The organism is Nitrospirillum guaranorum, assembly GCF_034653275.1.
Classification (GTDB): Bacteria; Pseudomonadota; Alphaproteobacteria; order Azospirillales; family Azospirillaceae; genus Nitrospirillum.
Map to the genome: position 1 here is coordinate 1 of NZ_JAYEES010000002.1, position 18,359 is coordinate 18,359.

The following is an 18,359-nucleotide window of genomic DNA, read 5'->3' on the forward strand; positions in this document are numbered from 1 at the left end:
GTCGTCGATGCGGGCGCGGAGGCTGGCCTGGTCGACCTTGCCGGCCAGGGTGGTGGGGATGTTCTCCACCGGGATGACGGCGGCGGGCAACATGTAGCTGGGCAGGCGCTGGGCCAGGGCCTCGCGCCAGGCGGTAGTGTCCGGCAGGCCGGCGCCGGTGGCGAAGGCGTAGAGCGCCTGGTTGCCGGCGGCATCCTTGTGCACCAGCACCACGGCCTGGCGCACGCCCGGCTGCGCCTCGATGGCGGCGGCGATCTCGCCCAACTCCACCCGCTGGCCGCGCAGCTTCACCTGGCCGTCGGTGCGGCCCAGCACCAGCAGCTCACCCCCGGCCGTCCAGCGGCCCAGGTCGCCGGTGCGATAGCGCCGTTCGTTCGCCGTGGTGGGGAAGGCGCGCTTGGTCAGGTCGGGCCGGTTGAGGTAGCCCCGGGCCAGGCTGGCGCCGGCCACCCAGATCTCGCCGATGGCGCCGGGCGGAACCTGCCGGCCCTGGGCGTCCAGGATCATGACGCGCACGTTGGGCAGGGGCCGGCCGGCCGTCAGGCGTGGCGCGTCGGCATCGATACGGCCGATGGTGGTGGCGGCCGTGTTCTCCGTGGGGCCGTAGCCGTTGTAGCAGGCCAGGCTGCGGGCATAGTGGCGGGCGTCGGCCGCGATGGGCGCCTCCCCCACCGTCATCAGGATGCGCAGGGGCGGCAGCGCCGCCCGCTCGAACAGGCGCAGGTATGAGGGCGCCATGGCGGCGACGGTGATGCCCCGGCCGGCGATCAGGCCCGGCATCGCCGCGATGTCGTCCATCTCGGCCCGCGTCAACGGGGACAGGGCGGCACCCGCCGCCCAGGCCATCACCACATCCGAGATCCACAGGTCGAAGGTGGGGGAGGCCAGGGTCAGCACCCGGTCTCGCGGCGTCAGGGCGAAGCGCTCACCCAGGCCCACGGCCAGGTTCATCAGGCCGGCATGGGTGATGACCACCCCCTTGGGCGTGCCGGTGGAACCGGAGGTGTAGAGGATGTAGGCGGCATCCGCGCCGACATCCTCGGGCAAGGCCTCCGCCGCCAGGGCGGCATCGCGGACATCCCCCGGCCGCAGCAGGGGCAGGCCCAGGGTGGCCAGGGCCTCCGGCGGGGTGTGGCCGTCCAGCGCCAGGATCATCCGGGCACCGGCGTCCTGGGCGATGAAGGCCAGCCGGTCGCCCGGCAGGTCGCTGGTCAGGGGCACATAGCAGCCGCCGGCCCGCCATACCGCCAGCACGGCGGCGGGCAGTGCGGGGGACCGGTCGGTCAGGATGCCCACCACCTGGCCCCGGCGCAGGCCCTGCCGGCGCAGGGCCGCGGCCAGGGCGCCGATCTCGGCATCGACCTCGGCGTAGCCGCGGACACCGGCGGCCGTGACCAGGGCGGGGGCGCCGGGCTGGGACCGCGCCAGGTCCTGGAACAGGCGATCGAAGCGGGCCGCCGCCGGCGTCAGCGCGGGCCCGTGTTCCCACAGCGCCACCTGGGCGGCCTCATCCGGCAGCAGGGTGGGCAGGGGCTGGTCGGCGCTCCCTTGCGCCACGTGGCGGGCCAGGGCCGCCAGCGACAGCGCCCAGGTCTCCACCGTTTCGCTGTCATATAGCTCCGCATCCACCACCCATTGCAGCACCAGGCGGCCATCGGCCAAAGCCTCGTGCGTCAGGGCCATGTCATGCGCGGCGGCCAGGGGGCTCAGGCGATAGGTGGGGCGTTCGGGGATGGCGACCGTCGTCGTCGTCAGCGCCCAGTCCGCATCCCCACCGCTTCCCGCCGCCATCGGCGTCTCGCTGACCAGCAGGTTGTACAGCGGGTGGCGGCCAGGCTGGACCAGCGTGGGATGCCGGTGGCGGAAATCCGCCAGCATGCGGGCGATGGGGTAGCGGGAGTGGCCGAGGCCATCGGCCAGCGACTGCTGCACCCCGGCCAGGACGTCGGCCAGCGTGTCGGCCAGGGTGTCGCCCTCTGGCAGATGGCAGGCCAGGGGCAGCATGTTCAGGTAATAGCCCACCACCCGGGCCTCGTCCGCCGTCTCACGGGTGGAGGCGGCGGTGCCCAGGGTGAAGCGGGCCCGGCCGGTGCGCCGCCGCACCTCGATCGCCATCAGCGCCAGCATCAGGGCATGCAGGCTGGCGCCCTGGCCCTGGGCGATGCGGCGCAGGCCGGCGGTGGTGTCGGCATCCAGGCACAGGCGCAGGCTGTGGCTGCCCTTCGCGGCCTGGCCACCGCGGCCCAGCGGGCGCGGCGCGTCCAGCGGCCATTCGTCGAAGGGGCCGTTGCCCTCCGGCGCCGGGCTGGCCACCAGATGGTCCAGCGTGTCACGCCAATAGGCGGCGTCGGCATCGGCCGCCGGGCTGGCCAGGTAAGCCTCTTCCCGCGCCGTTGACCGGGCCAGGGTGCCGGACAGCGGCTGCGGCGTTTCCCCGCGCAGCAGGGCGGTCAGGTCCTCGATCAACACGGCCAGCGACAGGCCGTCACCCACGGCGTGGTGCAGGCCCAGCCAGAACACCGCCTGGTCCGGCGCCCGCACCAGGCCCGCCCGCCACAGCGGCGGCTGGCTGAGCGGGATGGCCGTGGCGGCATGGGCGCGCGCCTGGGCCAGCGCCGCGCCGGCATCGGCCGCCGTCTCGACCAGGAAGTGACTGTCGACCAGCGCCCCGGCGGCGTCCGCGTCCAGCACCGGGCGGCGCAGACCGTCCTCACCGGCCTCTTCGAAGTGGCAGCGCAGGGCGTCATGGCGGCGGACCAGGGCGGTCCAGGCACGGCGCCAGGCGGCGTCATCCGGCACGGCGCCCGTGACCGTCAGGGCCAGCGCCATGGTGAAGGCGCGCGTGTCCAGCCCGGCGCCCTCCGCCACCCAGAACTCCCGCTGGCCTTCGGTGGCGCGGTCGCTGCCGTCACCGACCACCAGCGCCTCGCCCTGGCCCAGTTGGGCCACGCGGCGGGCGAAGCCGCGCAGGGAGGGATCGCTGAACAGCTCGCGCGCCGGCACGGGATGGCCGAAGGCCTTCTCCAACTGGTGCGATACGGCGATGGCCAGCAGGCTGTGCCCGCCCAGGCGGAAGAAGTCGTCCTCGCGCCCCACGGGGCCACAGCCCAGCACCTCCCGCCAAACCGCCGCGATGCGTTCCTCCACCGGGCCTTGGGGTGGAGTGGTGGCACGGTGCGCGCCGTCCTGCCGCAGGCGGTATTCGTCGATGCGGGCGCGGAGGCTGGCCTGGTCGACCTTGCCGGCCAGGGTGGTGGGGATGCTCTCCACCGGGATGACGGCGGCGGGCAGCATGTAGCTGGGCAGGCGCTGGCCCAGGGCCTCGCGCCAGGCGGTGGTGTCCGGCAGGCCGGTGCCGGTGGCGAAGGCGTAGAGCGCCTGGTTGCCGGCGGCATCCTTGTGCACCAGCACCACGGCCTGGCGCACGCCCGGTTGCGCCTCGATGGCGGCGGCGATCTCGCCCAGCTCCACCCGCTGGCCGCGTAGCTTCACCTGGCCGTCGGTGCGGCCCAGCACCAGCAGCTCGCCCCCGGCCGTCCAGCGGCCCAGGTCGCCGGTGCGATAGCGCCGTTCGTTCGCCGTGGTGGGGAAGGCGCGTTTGGTCAGGTCGGGCCGGTTGAGGTAGCCCCGGGCCAGGCTGGCGCCGGCCACCCAGATCTCGCCGATGGCGCCGGGCGGAACCTGGCGGCCCTGGGCGTCCAGGATCATGACGCGGATGTTGGCCAGGGGCCGGCCGGCCGTCAGGCGTGGCGCGTCGGCATCGATACGGCCGATGGTGGTGGCGGCCGTGTTCTCCGTGGGGCCGTAGCCGTTGTAGCAGGCCAGGCGGCCGGCATAGTGGCGGGCGTCGGCCGCGATGGGCGCCTCCCCCACCGTCATCAGGATGCGCAGGGGCGGCAGCGCCGCCCGCTCGAACAGGCGCAGGTATGACGGCGCCATGGCGGCGACGGTGATGCCCCGGCCGGCGATCAGGCCCGGCATCGCCGCGATGTCGTCCATCTCGGCCCGGGTCAAGGGAGACAGGGCGGCGCCGGCCGCCCAGGCCATCACCACATCCGAGATCCACAGGTCGAAGGTGGGGGAGGCCAGGGTCAGCACCCGGTCTCGCGGCGTCAGGGCGAAGCGCTCACCCAGGCCCACGGCCAGGTTCATCAGGCCGGCATGGGTGATGACCACCCCCTTGGGCGTGCCGGTGGAGCCGGAGGTGTAGAGGATGTAGGCGGGATCGGCGCCCACATCCTCGGGCAGGGGCTCGTCCGCCAGGGCGGCGGCCTCCCGCACTCCCTCGGGCCGCAGCAGGGGCAGGCCCAGGGCGACCAGGGCATCGGGCGGGGTGTGGCCGTCCAGCGCCAGGATCAGGGCAGCACCGGCGTCCTGGGCGATGAAGGCCAGGCGGTCGCCCGGCAGGTCGCTGGTCAGGGGCACATAGCAGCCGCCGGCCCGCCAGACCGCCAGCACGGCGGCGGGCAGTGCGGGGGACCGGTCGGTCAGGATGCCCACCACCTGGCCCCGGCGCAGGCCCTGCCGGCGCAGGGCGGCGGCCAGGGCGCCGATCTCGGCATCGACCTCGGCATAGCTGCGTACGCCGGCGGCGGTGACGAGGGCCGGGGCGTCCGGCTGGGCCCGGGCCAGGTCCTGGAACAGGCGGTCGAAGCGGGCCGTGGGCGGGGTCAGCGCGGGCCCATGTTCCCACAGCGCCAGCTGGGCGGCCTCATCCGGCAACAGGGTGGGCATGGGCTGGTCGGCGGCCCCGCGCGCCACATGCCGGGCCAGGGCCGCCAGCGACAGCGCCCACCTCTCCGCCGTGTCCCGGCCGTAAACGGTGGCGTTGACGAACAGCTGCAGCGCGTGGCCGCCGTCGGCCCGGGCTTCGTGGGCCAGCACCATGTCCTGGGCCGGGGCGTTGGTGGTCAGGCGATAGTCCAGCGCCCCGATGGCCGGGAGCTGCTGTGGCACGAAACGCCAGGCGGCGCCATGGCCGGCGTCGCCGCCCATATCGCCCGGGTTCTCGGTCACCGCGATGTCGAACAGGGGGAAGCGCCCCGGCTGGACCAGGTCGGGGTATTGGTCACGGAAGTCGGCCAGGATGCGGGCGGTGGGGTAGCGGGAGTGGGCGAGGCCGTCGGCCAGCGACTGCTGCACCCCGGCCAGGACGTCGGCCAGCGTATTGCCCTCTGGCAGATGGCAGGCCAGGGGCAGCATGTTCAGGTAATAGCCCACCACCCGGGCCTCGTCCGCCGTCTCGCGGGTGGAGGCGGCGGTGCCCAGGGTGAAGTGGGCCCGGCCGGTGCGGCGTCGCACCTCGATGGCCATCAGGGCCAGCATCAGGGCGTGCAGGCTGGCGCCCTGACCCCGGGCGATGCGGCGCAGGCCGGCGGCGGTGTCGGCGTCCAGACATAGACGCAGGCTGTGGCTGCCCTTCGCGGCCTGGCCACCGCGGCCCAGCGGGCGCGGCGCGTCCAGCGGCCATTCGTCGAAGGGGCCGTTGCCCTCCGGCGCCGGGCTGGCCACCAGATGGTCCAGCGTGTCACGCCAATAGGCGGCGTCGGCATCGGCCGCCGGGCTGGTCAGGTAAGCCTCTTCCCGCGCCGTCGACCGGGCCAGGGTGCCGGTCAGCGGCTGCGGCGTTTCCCCGCGCAGCAGGGTGGTCAGGTCCTCGATCAACACGGCCAGCGACAGGCCATCGCCCACGGCGTGGTGCAGGCCCAGCCAGAACACGGCCTGGTCCGGCGTCCGCACCAGGCCCGCCCGCCACAGCGGCGGCTGGCTGAGCGGGATGGCCGTGGCGGCATGGGCGCGCGCCTGGGCCAGCGCCGCGCCGGCGTCGGCCGCCGTTTCGATCCGGAAGTGGCTGTCGACCAGCGTCCCGGCGGCGTCCGCGTCCAGCACCGGGCGGCGCAGACCGTCCTCACCGGCCTCTTCGAAGTGGCAGCGCAGGGCGTCATGGCGGCGGACCAGGGCCGTCCAGGCACGGCGCCAGGCGGCGTCATCCGGCACGGCGCCCGTGACCGTCAGGGCCAGCGCCATGGTGAAGGCGCGCGTGTCCAGCCCGGCGCCCTCCGCCACCCAGAACTCCCGCTGGCCTTCCGTGGCGCGGTCGCTGCCGTCACCAACCACCAGCGCCTCGCCCTGGCCCAGCTGGGCCACGCGGCGGGCGAAGCCGCGCAGGGTGGGATCGCTGAACAGCTCGCGCGCCGGCACGGGGTGGCCGAAGGCCTTTTCCAACTGGTGCGACACGGCGATGGCCAGCAGGCTGTGCCCGCCCAGGCGGAAGAAGTCGTCCTCGCGCCCCACGGGGCCGCAGCCCAGCACCTCCCGCCAAACCGCCGCGACGCGTTCCTCCACCGGGCCCTGCGGCGGGCCACCGACCGGACCGGCGACAGCTTGCGCGCCCGACAGCGCCAGCAGGGCGCGCAAGGCCGCGCGGTCGACCTTGCCGGACGGGGTCATGGGGATGGCATCCACCACCACCAGGGCCGCCGGGATCATATAGGCGGGCAACCGGCCGGCCAGCGTCTCGCGCCAGCCCCCGGCCAGCCATTCCGGCGCGCCATCGGCCTGCGGTCGGACGAAGGCCCACAGGCTCTTGCGGCCGGGTTCGCCGTTGGGGTCGCCATGGGGGGCGGCCTCCAGCGTCACCACGGCCTGGGCCACGGCGGGGTGGGCCTCCAGCGCCGCCTCGATCTCCCCCAACTCGATGCGGATGCCGTTCAGCTTGACCTGATGGTCGCGCCGGCCCAGCACCTCCAGCACCGGCAGGCCGCCATCATGGCCGCCACGCCAGCGGCCCAGATCGCCGGTGCAGTAACGCCGCTGTCCGCCCTCACCGATGAAGGCGGCGGCGGTCAGGTCGGGCCGGTTGAGATAGCCCTCGGCCAGGTTCAGGCCGCCCAGCCAGATTTCGCCCACGGCGCCGGGGGCCGCCAGGGCGCCGTCGCCGTCGCGGATTTCCGCCAGGGTGTTGGGCAGGGGGCGGCCGGTGGCGAGCACGCCGTCCAGCCCCGCCAGGGGTAGGGCGCCCATGGTGCTGGTGATGGCGTTTTCCGTGGGGCCGTAGGCGTTGACGTAGCGTAGGCGGCCACCGTAACGCGTCACGTCGCCAGCCAGCGGCGCCTCGCCGCCCGTCACCAGGATGCGCACGCCGTCGGGTAGGGCGCCATCCAGCAGGCGCAGGTAGGTGGGCGTCAGATCGGCGACCGTGACGCCCCGGTCGCGGATCAGGTCCAGCAGCGCCGCCGGCCGCTCGATGACTTCCGCCGTCGCCAGGCAAAGGGTGGCGCCGAAGACCAGCGGCAGGCCGATGTCGGACAGGGACACGTCGAACGCCGGGGACGCGAACATCAGCGTGCGGTCGTCGGCGGTCAGGCCATAGTCCTCGCCCACGCCCAGCAGGGTGTTCAGCAGGGCGGCATGACCCACCCGCACGCCCTTGGGCAGGCCGGTGGAACCGGAGGTGTAGAGGATGTAGGCGGTGTCGGTGGACCGCCCCCGCGGCAGGGCGATGTCGTCCCGGGCCGCCCGCTCCACGGTCGCCAGCCCATCGGCCGTCAAGTCCAGGACATGGGTCGCGTCCGCGTCGCGGATCATGAACGTCCGCCGGTCAGCCGGCAGGTCGGCGGCCAGGGGCAGATAGACCGCGCCGGCCAGCCAAAGGGCCAAAAGCGTCGCCGGCAGGTCGACGGCACCGCGCGGCGTGACGACGGCCACCACCGCGCCCGGCGCCACGCCCTGGGCCACCAGGCCGCGCGCCACCCGGTTGGCGCGACCCAGCAGTGTGGCGTAGGAAACCTCGCCCCCACCCGCCAGGATCAAGGCCGGATGCTCCGGCCGGGCGGCCGCCTGCGCGGCGATCAGGTCGACCGGGCGGGCATCGGGCCGGAAGACGACGGGGCCGGCCTGCCAGCGCGCCAGCAGCGCCTGCTCGGACGGCAGCGCGGAAGGCACGGCACCGTCCATGGCCGGCTGATCCGCCAGCCAGGCGGCCAAGTCCAACAGGCCCTTCAGCCAATGGTGTGCCGTATCAACATCATAGATGGCAGCGTTCATCTGCCACTTCAGCACCAGGCCACCATCGGGTAGAGCCTCATGCGACAGCGCCATGTCCTGGCCGGCCCCATGCGGCGCCAGTTCATAGTGGATGCCGCCGGCCTCGGCGCCGCTCAGCCGCGCCAGACGGGTGCCGGCCAGGTCTGCGCGGTGCGCGCCGGGCAACTCCGGCGTCTCGGTCACGACGATGTCGAACAGGGGGAAGCGGGCGGGGTCGCGCAGGGCCGGGCGCTCGCGCCACAGATCGTGGCACAGTCGGGCGAAGGGGTAGCGGGCATGGTGCAGTGCCCGGGCCAGCTCATTCCTTACGGTATCAAAACGGTTGGCGAGAGCCTGGTCGTCCGCCAGATTGAAGGCGACCGGCACCAGCGTCACGGCGTAGCCCACGGCTTCCGCCACCGCCGCGTCCTCGCGCAGGGACACGGTGCTGCCGATCAGGAAATCACGGCGACCGGTGCGGCGGAACACTTCCGAACCCAAGAGCGTCAGCATCAGCGCGTGCAGGCTGCCCTGACCCCGGCGGGCCAGGCGGCGCAAGGCGTCGGTCTGTTGAGCGGGCAACACCGCCTCCAGCCGGTGGCTGCGGGCCGACGCGTCCAGGCGGCGGGGGTGATCCAGGGGCCACTCTTCGAACGCCGCGTCGGGCAGGGCCCGCAGGATGTCGCCCCAGGCCTGGGCATCGCGGGCGGCGTCGGGGCCGGCCAGATAGGCCGCCTCCTGCCGGGCCAACGCCACGGCATCCACGGCGGGGGCCGGGATCTCATCCCCGCGCAGCAGCGCGGCCAGGTCCCGCATCAGCACCTCCAGCGAGGCGCCGTCGCCCGCCGCATGGTGCAGGGCCAGCCAGAAAAGGGTGTCCCCCTCGGCGATCGTCACGACGCCGGCGCGGTACAGCGGCGCCAGGCGCAGGGACAGCGGCGCGCACTGCCGGTCGCGGATATGGGCCAGGGCGGCGGCGCGGTCGCCGACCGCGGTGAATTCCAGTTTCGCGACCGCAGCGTCCCGGGGGGCCGTCACATGCCGGCGCACGGTGCCGTCCGCGTCGGTGGCGAAGGTGGTGCGCAGGGCCGCGTGCCGGGCCACCAGCGCCTGCCAGGCCGCGTTCCAGCGCGCCGCGTCCGGCAGCGGCCCCACTACGCGGCGGATCAGGGGCATGGTGAAATGCCCGGTGTCGAGGCCGGCGGCTTCCGCCAGCCAAAACTCCCGTTCGCCCAGCGTGGCCAGGGTGGGGTCCGCATCGGCGTTCCCGTCGGCGCCCCCGTCGGCAATCGTGGCGCCGTCCGCGACGGTCTCCGCTGCCGCCAGGTGGGCCGCGAATTGGGCGAGGGTGGGGGCGATGAACAGGTCGCGCGCCGGCACGGGGCGGCCCAGGGCCTGCGCCAGCTGGTGCGCCATGGTGACGGCCAGCAGGCTGTTGCCGCCCAGGGCGAAAAAGTTGTCCTCCCGCGCCACGCGCGGCTCACGCTCGCTCAGGCCCGGCCCCAACAGCGCGGTCCAGACGCCGGCCACCGATTGCTCCAGCGCGGTCGCCGGCGGGGTGCGCGCCCCTTCTTCCAGGGGCGGTGCCAACGCCAGCAGGGCGCGGGCGTCGACCTTGCCGCTGGGTGTGGTGGGAATGGCGGCCACGGGCGTATAGCTGGCCGGGATCATGTGCGCCGGCAGGCGGGGGGCCAGCCAGGCCTGCCACCCGTCGCGGGTGGGCAGGGCCTGATCGTTCTTCGCCACCAGGAAGGCGCGCAGGGCCACGTGCCCGGCATCGGTGGAGACCAGGACCGCGGCCTGGTGCATCGCCGGATGGGCCAACAGGGCCGCCTCGATCTCGCCCAGTTCCACCCGCTGGCCGTGCAGCTTCACCTGCTGGTCCATGCGGCCCAGCAGTTCCAGGCGACCATCGGCCGTCCAGCGGCCCAGGTCGCCGCTGCGGTAGGCCCGGCCCTCGGCCGTCATGACGAAACGGTCGGCCGTCAGCTCGGGATTGTTGAGGTAGCCCCGGGCCACGCCGGCGCCGGCCAGCCATAGCTCGCCCACCTCACCCGGCGGCACGGGTGTGCCGTCGGCACGGCGCAGGCTGACGCGGGTGTTGGCCAGGGGGCGGCCGATGGACAGCGGGCGGCGGGGGTCGGCGTCGCCCTCCACCAGGCCGATGGTGACGATGATGGCGGTCTCGGTCGGCCCATAGGCGTTCCAGAAGGCGATGGGGGGGCCATGCCGGGCGGCGTCGCTGTGGCGCGGCGCCTCGCCGCCGGTGTTCAGGATGCGCAGACCCTGGAACGGCGTCTCGGCGCTGACCCGCAGGTATGAGGGGGCGTGGAAGGCGCAGGTGACGCCCAGGCGGGTGTAATGGCGCTTCAGCGCCCAGGGATCGTCACGCAGCGCTGGGCCGATGGGCGCCAGGCCGCCGCCGTTCAGCAGCGCCATACCCAGTTCCCAGGGGCTGGCGTCGAAGCCCGGCGTCGCCACCAGGCTGGTGCGGTCGGCGGCTGTCAGACCCACGGTGCCGGCGTGGGACAGGATGGTGTTGACGTAGCCGCGATGGGTGACGGCGACACCCTTGGGCCGGCCGGTGGTGCCCGAGGTGTAGATGATGTAGGCCACGTCGTCCGGTCCGGCGCCGGCATGGTCCACGGTCCTGGCGGGGGGCAGGGTGCCCGCATCCAGCACCGGGCCGAGGCCCGTCAGCAGCGCTGGCGGCGGTGCCTGTCCGTCCCCCGAGGGAACGGTGATCAGCACCTTGGCGCCCGCATCGGATGCCATGTAGGCCAAGCGCTCGACGGGCAGGTCGGCGGCCAAGGGCAGGTACACGGCCCCCGCCTTCCAGATGCCGAGAATGACCGCCGGCAGGGCCGGCGCGCAATCGGTCAGGACGGCGACGACACGGTCCGGCCCCAGGTCCTGGGCCAGCAGGCGGTTGGCGACGCCGTTGGCGGCGGCGTCCAGGTCGGCGTAGCTCCGGGTTTCCTCCAGGGTCAGCACGGCCGCGGCGTCCGGCTGGCGCCGGGCCCAATCCTCGAACAGGGCCTGGGCGCCGACGGCCGGCCGCTCCACGGTGGGGCCAGCCTCCCACGCCGCCAGCACCGCCGCCTCGTGCGCCAGCAGGGCGGGGGGCGTCTGGCGCAGCCGGTCCGGATCAGCCGCCAGCCATTCCGCCCAGGCCACCAGGCTGTCCAGCCAGGCTTGCGCTGTCGTGGCGGCGTAGACGTCGGGATTCCAGTGCAGGACCAGGCGCAGATCCTCGCCGGCCTGGTTATCGGCCGTCTCGGCCCATTCATAGCTGAAGGCCAGGTCCACGCCGGCCAACGGCGGCAGGCCCAGGCCAGGCAGGGGATGGCGGCGCAGGCCGTGCGCCCCTCCCTCCGAGAGCGGCGGCGGGTTGGCCGTCAGGGTGATGTCGAACAGGCCGGGACGTTCCGCCGCGCGCCGGCCGGGCCACCGCTGCTGAAACTCCCGCGCGATCCAGCTGCCGGGATAGCGGGCGTGGCCCAGGGCGGCGCGCAACGTGTCGCGACTGTGCGCCAGCCGGCCGGCCAGGGTGTCGTCCGCCTTATCCAGCACCAGGGGCAGCACGTTGACGTAATGGCCGATGGCGGCCTCGGCGCCTGAGGGGCGGATGGAAAAGCCGCTGCCGATGATGACGCGCGGCCGGCCGCTGCGCCGTTGCGTCTCCCACCCCAGCAGGGCCAGCAGCAGGCCGTGCAGGCCGGTTCCCGCCTGGCGGGCCAGCCGGGCCAGGACCCGGGCCGTGGCGGCGGGGATGACGGCGTGGCGGGGGGCGGCCGGCGCCAATTGGGGCGTGGCGGGGCGGCTGTAATCGGTGGCGAGATCCGCCAGAACGTCATCCGCACCGGCCGCCGCCGCGTCCAACTGGTCCTGCCAATAGCGCTGATCCGCCTCGCGCGCGGCAGAGGCGAGGTAGCGCGCCTCGGCCATCGTGGCGGCGCGGATGCCGTGCGCGGCCGGGCCAGCGGCATCACCCCGCAGGCGGCGGGCCAGATTGTCCTGCAAATGGCCCATGGCCAGGCCATCCACCACCGCATGGTGCGCCACCACCCAGAACAGCAGGCGTCCCCCGTTGGCGGGCAGGCGGATGAGGCCGGCGCGCGCCAGCGGCGCCTGGGTCAGGTCGAAAGGCTCGGCGACGGCGGCGGCCAGCCGGTCCCGTGCCTCCCCCTCGTCGGCGCAGTCCCGGAGCAACGGATCCGGCACCGCCAAATCAGCCACGGTGTGCCAGTGGACGGCGCCGTCGGCCTGCTCCCGGAAGGCGGTGCGCAGGGCGGGGTGATCGGCGACCAGGCCGCGCCAGGCGACCCACCAGTCCTCAACCGTGGCTTGACCCGCCGCCTGTTCCAACACCCGGACCACATGGTGGCCCACCCCGGCCAGGCCCAGGCGGTGGGCCAGCCAGAAATCGGCCTGGCCCGCGGTGGCGGGGCCTTCGTCGCCCGCGCCGTCCTCGTCGGGGGCGGCCCCCCCGGCCGCCAGATGGGTCGCCAGGGTGCGCACCGTCAGGGTGGACAGCACGTCCTGGACCGTGGCCGCGTGACCCAGGGCCTGCAGACGCAAGGCCACCTCGATGGCGCGCAGGCTGGTCCCACCCAGGCTGAAGAAATTGTCGTCGCGCAGGATCAGGCCTGGGCCCAGCACCGCCTGCCAGGCGGCGGCCACAGCCTGTTCCACATCCCCTTGCGGCAGGGTTTCGGGCGTCGCGACACGGGCCGCGCGCTGGTCGCGGGCCAGCGTCAGCAAGGCCTGGCGATCGATCTTGCCGGCGCTGCTGGTGGGCAGACGGGGCAGGGCGATGACCCGCGCCGGCACCATGTAGGCCGGCAGCAGGGTCGCCAGATAGGCCGTCCAGTCGATGCCGGGCGACACCGTGCCGGCCACGAACCCCACCAGGCCGCCGTCCACCAGCACGACGCTGGCATGGGAAACGTCGGGGTGGCGGGCCAGCGCGCGTTCGATCTCCGCCAAAGCCACGGCTTGGCCGGAGACCTTGACCATGTCGTCGCGGCGGCCCAGCGCCTCCAGCAGGCCATCCTCGCGCCAGCGGCCCATGTCGCCGGTGCGGTACGCCCGGCCGAAAGCGGTGTCGACGAAGGTGCGCGCGGTCAGGTCGGGCTGGTTCAGATAGCCGGGCGACAGTCCCTCACCCAGGACATGGATCTCGCCCACCTCACCCGCCGGCACCGGGGCGCCCTCGCCATCCAGGACGAGCACCCGCACGCCGGGGAAGGGACGGCCGCTGGGCAGGCGGTCGGCATCGGCCCAGCCCTCCGGCGTCACGCGCAACAGGCAGATGGTGCCGCACACCTCGGTCGCGCCGTGCATGTTCCAGTAGGCGACGCGGGCGCCGTAGTGCAGGGCGTCGGCGACGTTGGGCCGCTCCCCCGCCGTCATCAGGCAGCGCAGGCCGGCGGGCACGCGCCCGTCCAGCAGCCGCAGGTAGGATGGGGTGAACGAGGCTACGCTGACCGCGTGGCGTTCCATCAACGCCAGCAGGGCGGCGGGATCGTCCAGCAGGGCGCGGGTGGCCGGCACCTGGGCGGCGCCCAAGTACAAGGGTAGGCACAGCTCGCGAAAGCCCAGGATGAAGCCCGGCGCGCTGGACAACAGGAAACGGTCATCGCGGTGGAACCCCTGCGCCTGGGCGTGGCCGCGCGCCATATGGGCGATGCCCCCGTGGCGGATCAGCACACCCTTGGGCCGGCCGGTCGAGCCGGAGGTGAACAGGATGGCGGCGATGTCGTCAGCCGTTCGCCCCGGACGGGGCGTGGGGGCGGCGTCGAGGGCTTCGGTGGCCAGGACCGTGATCGGATCGATCAATCCGCCGGCCAGCCCAGCCAAGCGGTCCATGACCTCCACCGGCGGCACCGAACCGTCCAGGGCCACGATGAAACGGATGGCCGCGTCCTCCACCATGGCCAGCAGGCGGGCGGGCGGATGGTCCGCGGCCAGTGGCACATAGACGGCGCCCACGCGCTGGATGGCCAGGAACACAAACGGAAGTTGTGCGGAACGGTGCACAAATACACCGACCGCCTCGCCCGGCGCCACGCCGCGGTCGGCCAGGAGGGCGGCCAGGACGTTCGCCTTGCGGTTGATATCGGCGGCGGTCTGGATGCCGCCGTCCGTCAGAATCGCCGGATGGTGCGGACGGCTTTGAGCATGGTGATCAAAGGCCTGATCGATGGCGACAAAATCCTGAAGGTCGCGCGCAGGCTCCATCATCGGTGACAGGCCGATGTTTCTGATGGCTTTGGCGCCTAGAACAGACCCGGGCATAGAAGCACCATCGGTGAATTTCAGATAAACAGATAGATGTGGCAAAAGATACCACCCATAATGGCCGACTAAGGTCCCATCGTTCGATTGGATTCAAAAATTAGCACGCACCATGTAGTCGATATTCTAATTGGTGAGTTGGTTTATGCTATTGATTTTCTGAAATATGTTGGTCTTCCATGACTGTATTAAGGCATTTATATAAATAAACCTTGATGTTTTGCCCATGGAACGCAAAGTCGGCAACACGGAGCAGTATGTCGGCTTCGTCACCAACCAAGTTCATAAAAGTTGCATTAACGTGGCGTCCATGCCCGCACTAATGGGTGGCATGGGTATAGTGCGGTGCGCGGAACATCACAAGGATTATTTCCCTGGCACGTTGTATCCAATCGCCTCGACGCATCTTAAGCCTTTCGTGCGGGCGCGCGCCGAACGGGATATAGGCGGCAACCACGGCGTGTAGTAAGGAAAGAAGCGGAAGGCGGGGCTGTCGGCCTGGCGTTCAGGCACCGCGGCCGGGTGCTGTTTCCCGCATCCGCGTGAGGACGGGCAGCACAAGCAGGGCGACCAAGGCGATCATGACGCCGGGAACAAAAAGCCAGGCTGTGCGGCTCACCAGCGCGTGGGCGATGAAAGGCGTCAGCCCGCCGAACAAGGCCGTGGCCCCTGTGGCCCCCAGCGCCAGGCCCGTCAGCCGCCCTTCGCCAGGAAACTGCTCGGCCGTCGCCACGGCGCCCACCGCGCTGACACCGCCCGCCACGGCCGCCAGCAGAATGGCCCCGACCAGGGCCCGGCTTACGGACCCGCTGGCCATCAGCCAGAACAGGGGCGCCGGCAACAGCGCGCTTCCCAGGGTGAGGCCGATCAGCACGGGCCTGCGGCCCAGGCGGTCCGACAGCAAGCCGACGACCGGCGTCACGGCGATGACCACCACCGCGGCGATGGTGGACAGCCACAGCGACACATCTTCACTCAAGGATCCTGTGGAGGTGAGGAAGGCCGGAACATAGGTGATGCCGATATAATAGGTGATCGACCCCAGGGCGGAGATGGCGAACGACCGGAAGATGCCCGCGCGATGGTGGGTGAGGGCGTAGGCCAGCGGCCGGACCGGCGCCGCCCCGGCCGCCGCCTGCCGCTCGAAATCCGGCGACTCCTCCATGGCCGACCGCGCCACCCAAACACCACCCGCCAGCCCCGCCCCCACCAGGAAAGGGACGCGCCAGCCCCAGGCGGCGAGATCCGTTGCATCCAATAGGTGCACGGTCACCGCGGACACGCCGACAGCCAACAGCCCGCCCACCTCGCTGGCCGCCGAGGCGCAGGAGGTGACCAGACCCCGCCGGCGCGGCTTGGCCCCCTCCAGCAGGTAAGCGACGACGCCGGTATATTCCCCACCCACGGAAAAACTCATGACACAGCGCAGCAACAGCAGCAGCCACCCGGCGGCGGCACCGATGGCCGTGTGGGTCGGCAGCAGGGCCGTGGCCACCATCGCCAGGCTCATCATGGCCATGGACAGCAGCATCATGCGTCTACGCCCCAGACGGTCGCCGACATGGCCGAACGCCACGGCCCCCAGCGGCCGCAGCAAATAGGCAATGGCGAACCCCGCCAGCGCGGTGATCAGCGACCCCTTGTCATCCCCAAAAAAGATGCGGGCGACGGTCGGCGCGAAATAGAGGTAGAGCGTGAAGTCGTACCATTCCACCACCGTGGAGAACGCCGCGATCGCCATCGAGCGCCGGGAAACGGTTGGATGCGCCTCGGGCAGGGGCTTCAGCTCATCCACCAGGCTCTCCCTTGTCGCCGATCCATGCCGCACCGATCCCGTGCCAAGGTAACGGCCTTGGTGTCCGCACTCCAGGACGGAAACCATCGGGCCTTGAATGTCGCACTTCGGGATTGAATCCACCCCGAATGCGCGACATGTTTCAACCGGATAGAAGTGTCAGGGTATCCTGCAAAGTAGAACTGTCAGTGCGGGGGTGGGGCGGGCCGCGAAGCCAGCGGCGGAGCGGACCGGCCCACCCCCGCAGGGCGCCCCGGCAAACCCCGCTTGCGCCCCGCTTTGCCCCCGGTCTGGACATAGCCAACGCGCTCACTGTTGGTCTGGACCTTCGGTGCCGGCATCGCCTCCTGCGTCTCCCGGATCTCAGCCAACACCGCCGACAGCCGCTTATTCTCAACCACCGCCGCGTGGCTCACCCGCTGGTTCTTGTCAAACGCGGTGTAGGGCAGGGCCACTCCCTGCCAGCGGAACTCCAGCCGCCCGTCCGCAAAGGCGTAGCTGTCCACATACTGCCCCACCAGGCCCCGCGTCACCGCCGTCTCCGCCAGCATCACCCGCCGCCGCTCATAAGACAGCGTCAACTGCCGCCCCACATACCGCCGCTCCCGCCAGCATAGAATGTCCCGCAGCCGCTCCGTCGACACCGTCAGCGGACGGTGCACATCCTCCGGCCGGGCAGGGGCCACCGCAAACCGCCCGTTGAACCGCTCCATGAACCCGGGCAAAAAGGCGTTCCCCGCCGCCATGTCGCTGATCCCCGCCAGCCGCAACTCCTTCACCAGCCGGTCCTGCAGCGTCCGGTTCACCCGCTCAACCCGCCCCTTCGCCTGACTGGAGTTCGCGCACAGGATCTCGATCCCCAACTCCGCCAAGGCCCGACCGAACTGCGTCATCCCTTGCCCCGTCCGCGCCTCCGTCTTCGCCACCCGGAACACCGTGTGCTTGTCGGAGTAAAACGCCACCGGCCGGCCATGTCGCGTCACGTATCCCTCCAGCGCCGCGAAGTAGCTGAACGCGCTCTCCGACGCCGCAAACCGCAGTTCCATCAATCGGCCCGTCGCATCGTCGATGAACACCAGCAGGCTGCACGGGCCAGCCCGGTCCTCAAACCACCGATGTTCGCTGCCGTCGATCTGAACCAGTTCGCCCAAGCGCTCCCGGCGCAGGCGAGGGCGATGGAACTGACGCCGCTGATGCCGCGATACCCACAACCCCGCCGCGGACATCCACCCCCGCAGCGTCTCCCGCGACACAACCAGGCCGTGACGCTCCGCCAACTGCTCCGCCGCCAGCGTCGGACCGAAATCCGCATAGTGCCGCCGCACCAGCTCCAGCGCCAACTCGCGCAGCCCAGACCCCAACGTGCGGTTCGACGGCCGACCCCGCGCCCGGTGCACAAGAGCACCACCTCCGCCCGATCGATACCGGCTCAGCAACCGCCATACCTGACGCTCGCTCAAGCCCAAAACAGCTGCCGCTGAGCCAGCTGTCAGACGGCCACCCACAACATCCGACAGCACCTCAACCCGACGAACGTCCCGTTCGCTCATCACGACCCAGCCCACCGCAGCCTCCCACGTCGGACACAGCCAACCGGAAGACTGACAGTTCTACTTTGCACAAGTCTGACATTTTAACTTTGCGCCTACACGACAAAAACCGGTAAGGTATATTATGGAAATAATTATCTGAGCCATCCAGGACTTGACCGCTGGGGTGGCGCTAAAAGAGCGGCCGGGTGTAGGCCCATGTGTCCTTGCCACTGGGGCGGCCGCCCGCGACCTCGCCCAGGTCATCGTCCGACAGATCGATCGGCCGCGCCGGAAGAACCAGGGTTTGGACGGTGGCGGTGTCTTCCACCACCTTGATGGCGATACCCGTCGGGACCGCCAGGCCCTCGGCCTCCATGACGGTGGCCGGGTCGGCCAATAGTCGGGCCTTGTAGTCTTCATCGGCCCAGGCCCTGGCGATGATCCGGCCAGTGATCTTCATGCTTCCGTCGTTTGTCATGTCGTGTCCCCACGGCCCCGTTCGCTTATGCGGAATAAATGCGCTTGTGCATCCGTTGCCGGGCACCGGCCCGACATCATCTGTATTAGGGCCCACATGTACTGGACGCCTATCCCGCGCGAGAGTATTTGGGGAGGTGGATCCTGTCTGTAGAACAAACGCGCGACAATTCACATTGCCGCCCGCTTTCGCTGTCACATGCTGGGATGGACGGGGCGACGCCTGTGCC

General features: G+C 71.8%; 6 protein-coding genes. 2 read left to right on the forward strand and 4 right to left on the reverse strand.

Going from position 1 to position 18,359, the window contains the following annotated elements:
- A partial coding sequence (locus UAJ10_RS06175; protein WP_322915010.1) for a non-ribosomal peptide synthetase occupies window positions 1–14,163 on the reverse strand: 14,163 nt, incomplete at its 3' end.
- Here UAJ10_RS06175 and UAJ10_RS06180 point away from each other — a divergent pair.
- Together UAJ10_RS06180 and UAJ10_RS06185 are read left to right on the forward strand one after the other, a co-directional pair.
- Window positions 14,062–14,277, forward strand: coding sequence for a hypothetical protein (locus UAJ10_RS06180; RefSeq protein WP_322915023.1), 216 nt, complete (start codon window positions 14,062–14,064; stop codon window positions 14,275–14,277). The two genes, UAJ10_RS06175 and UAJ10_RS06180, sit on opposite strands and share 102 nt — an antisense overlap.
- 274 nt (window positions 14,278–14,551) lie before the next feature.
- Window positions 14,552–14,791: a hypothetical protein gene (locus UAJ10_RS06185; protein ID WP_322914508.1), complete on the forward strand. Its 240-nt coding sequence runs from the start codon at window positions 14,552–14,554 to the stop codon at window positions 14,789–14,791.
- A gap of 39 nt (window positions 14,792–14,830) precedes the next feature.
- On the opposite strand, the gene UAJ10_RS06190 is transcribed toward UAJ10_RS06185, so the two are convergent.
- The 3 genes from UAJ10_RS06190 to UAJ10_RS06200 form a co-directional block, all read right to left on the reverse strand.
- Window positions 14,831–16,120, reverse strand: coding sequence for an MFS transporter (locus UAJ10_RS06190; protein WP_322914509.1), 1,290 nt, complete (start codon window positions 16,118–16,120; stop codon window positions 14,831–14,833).
- Between the two features lie 185 nt (window positions 16,121–16,305).
- Complete coding sequence (locus UAJ10_RS06195) at window positions 16,306–17,685, reverse strand: ISNCY family transposase (protein ID WP_416235340.1); 1,380 nt, start codon at window positions 17,683–17,685, stop codon at window positions 16,306–16,308.
- A 157-nt stretch (window positions 17,686–17,842) separates the two neighbouring features.
- Window positions 17,843–18,130, reverse strand: coding sequence for an NHLP leader peptide family RiPP precursor (locus UAJ10_RS06200; protein WP_322914510.1), 288 nt, complete (start codon window positions 18,128–18,130; stop codon window positions 17,843–17,845).
- Window positions 18,131–18,359 lie beyond the last annotated feature (229 nt).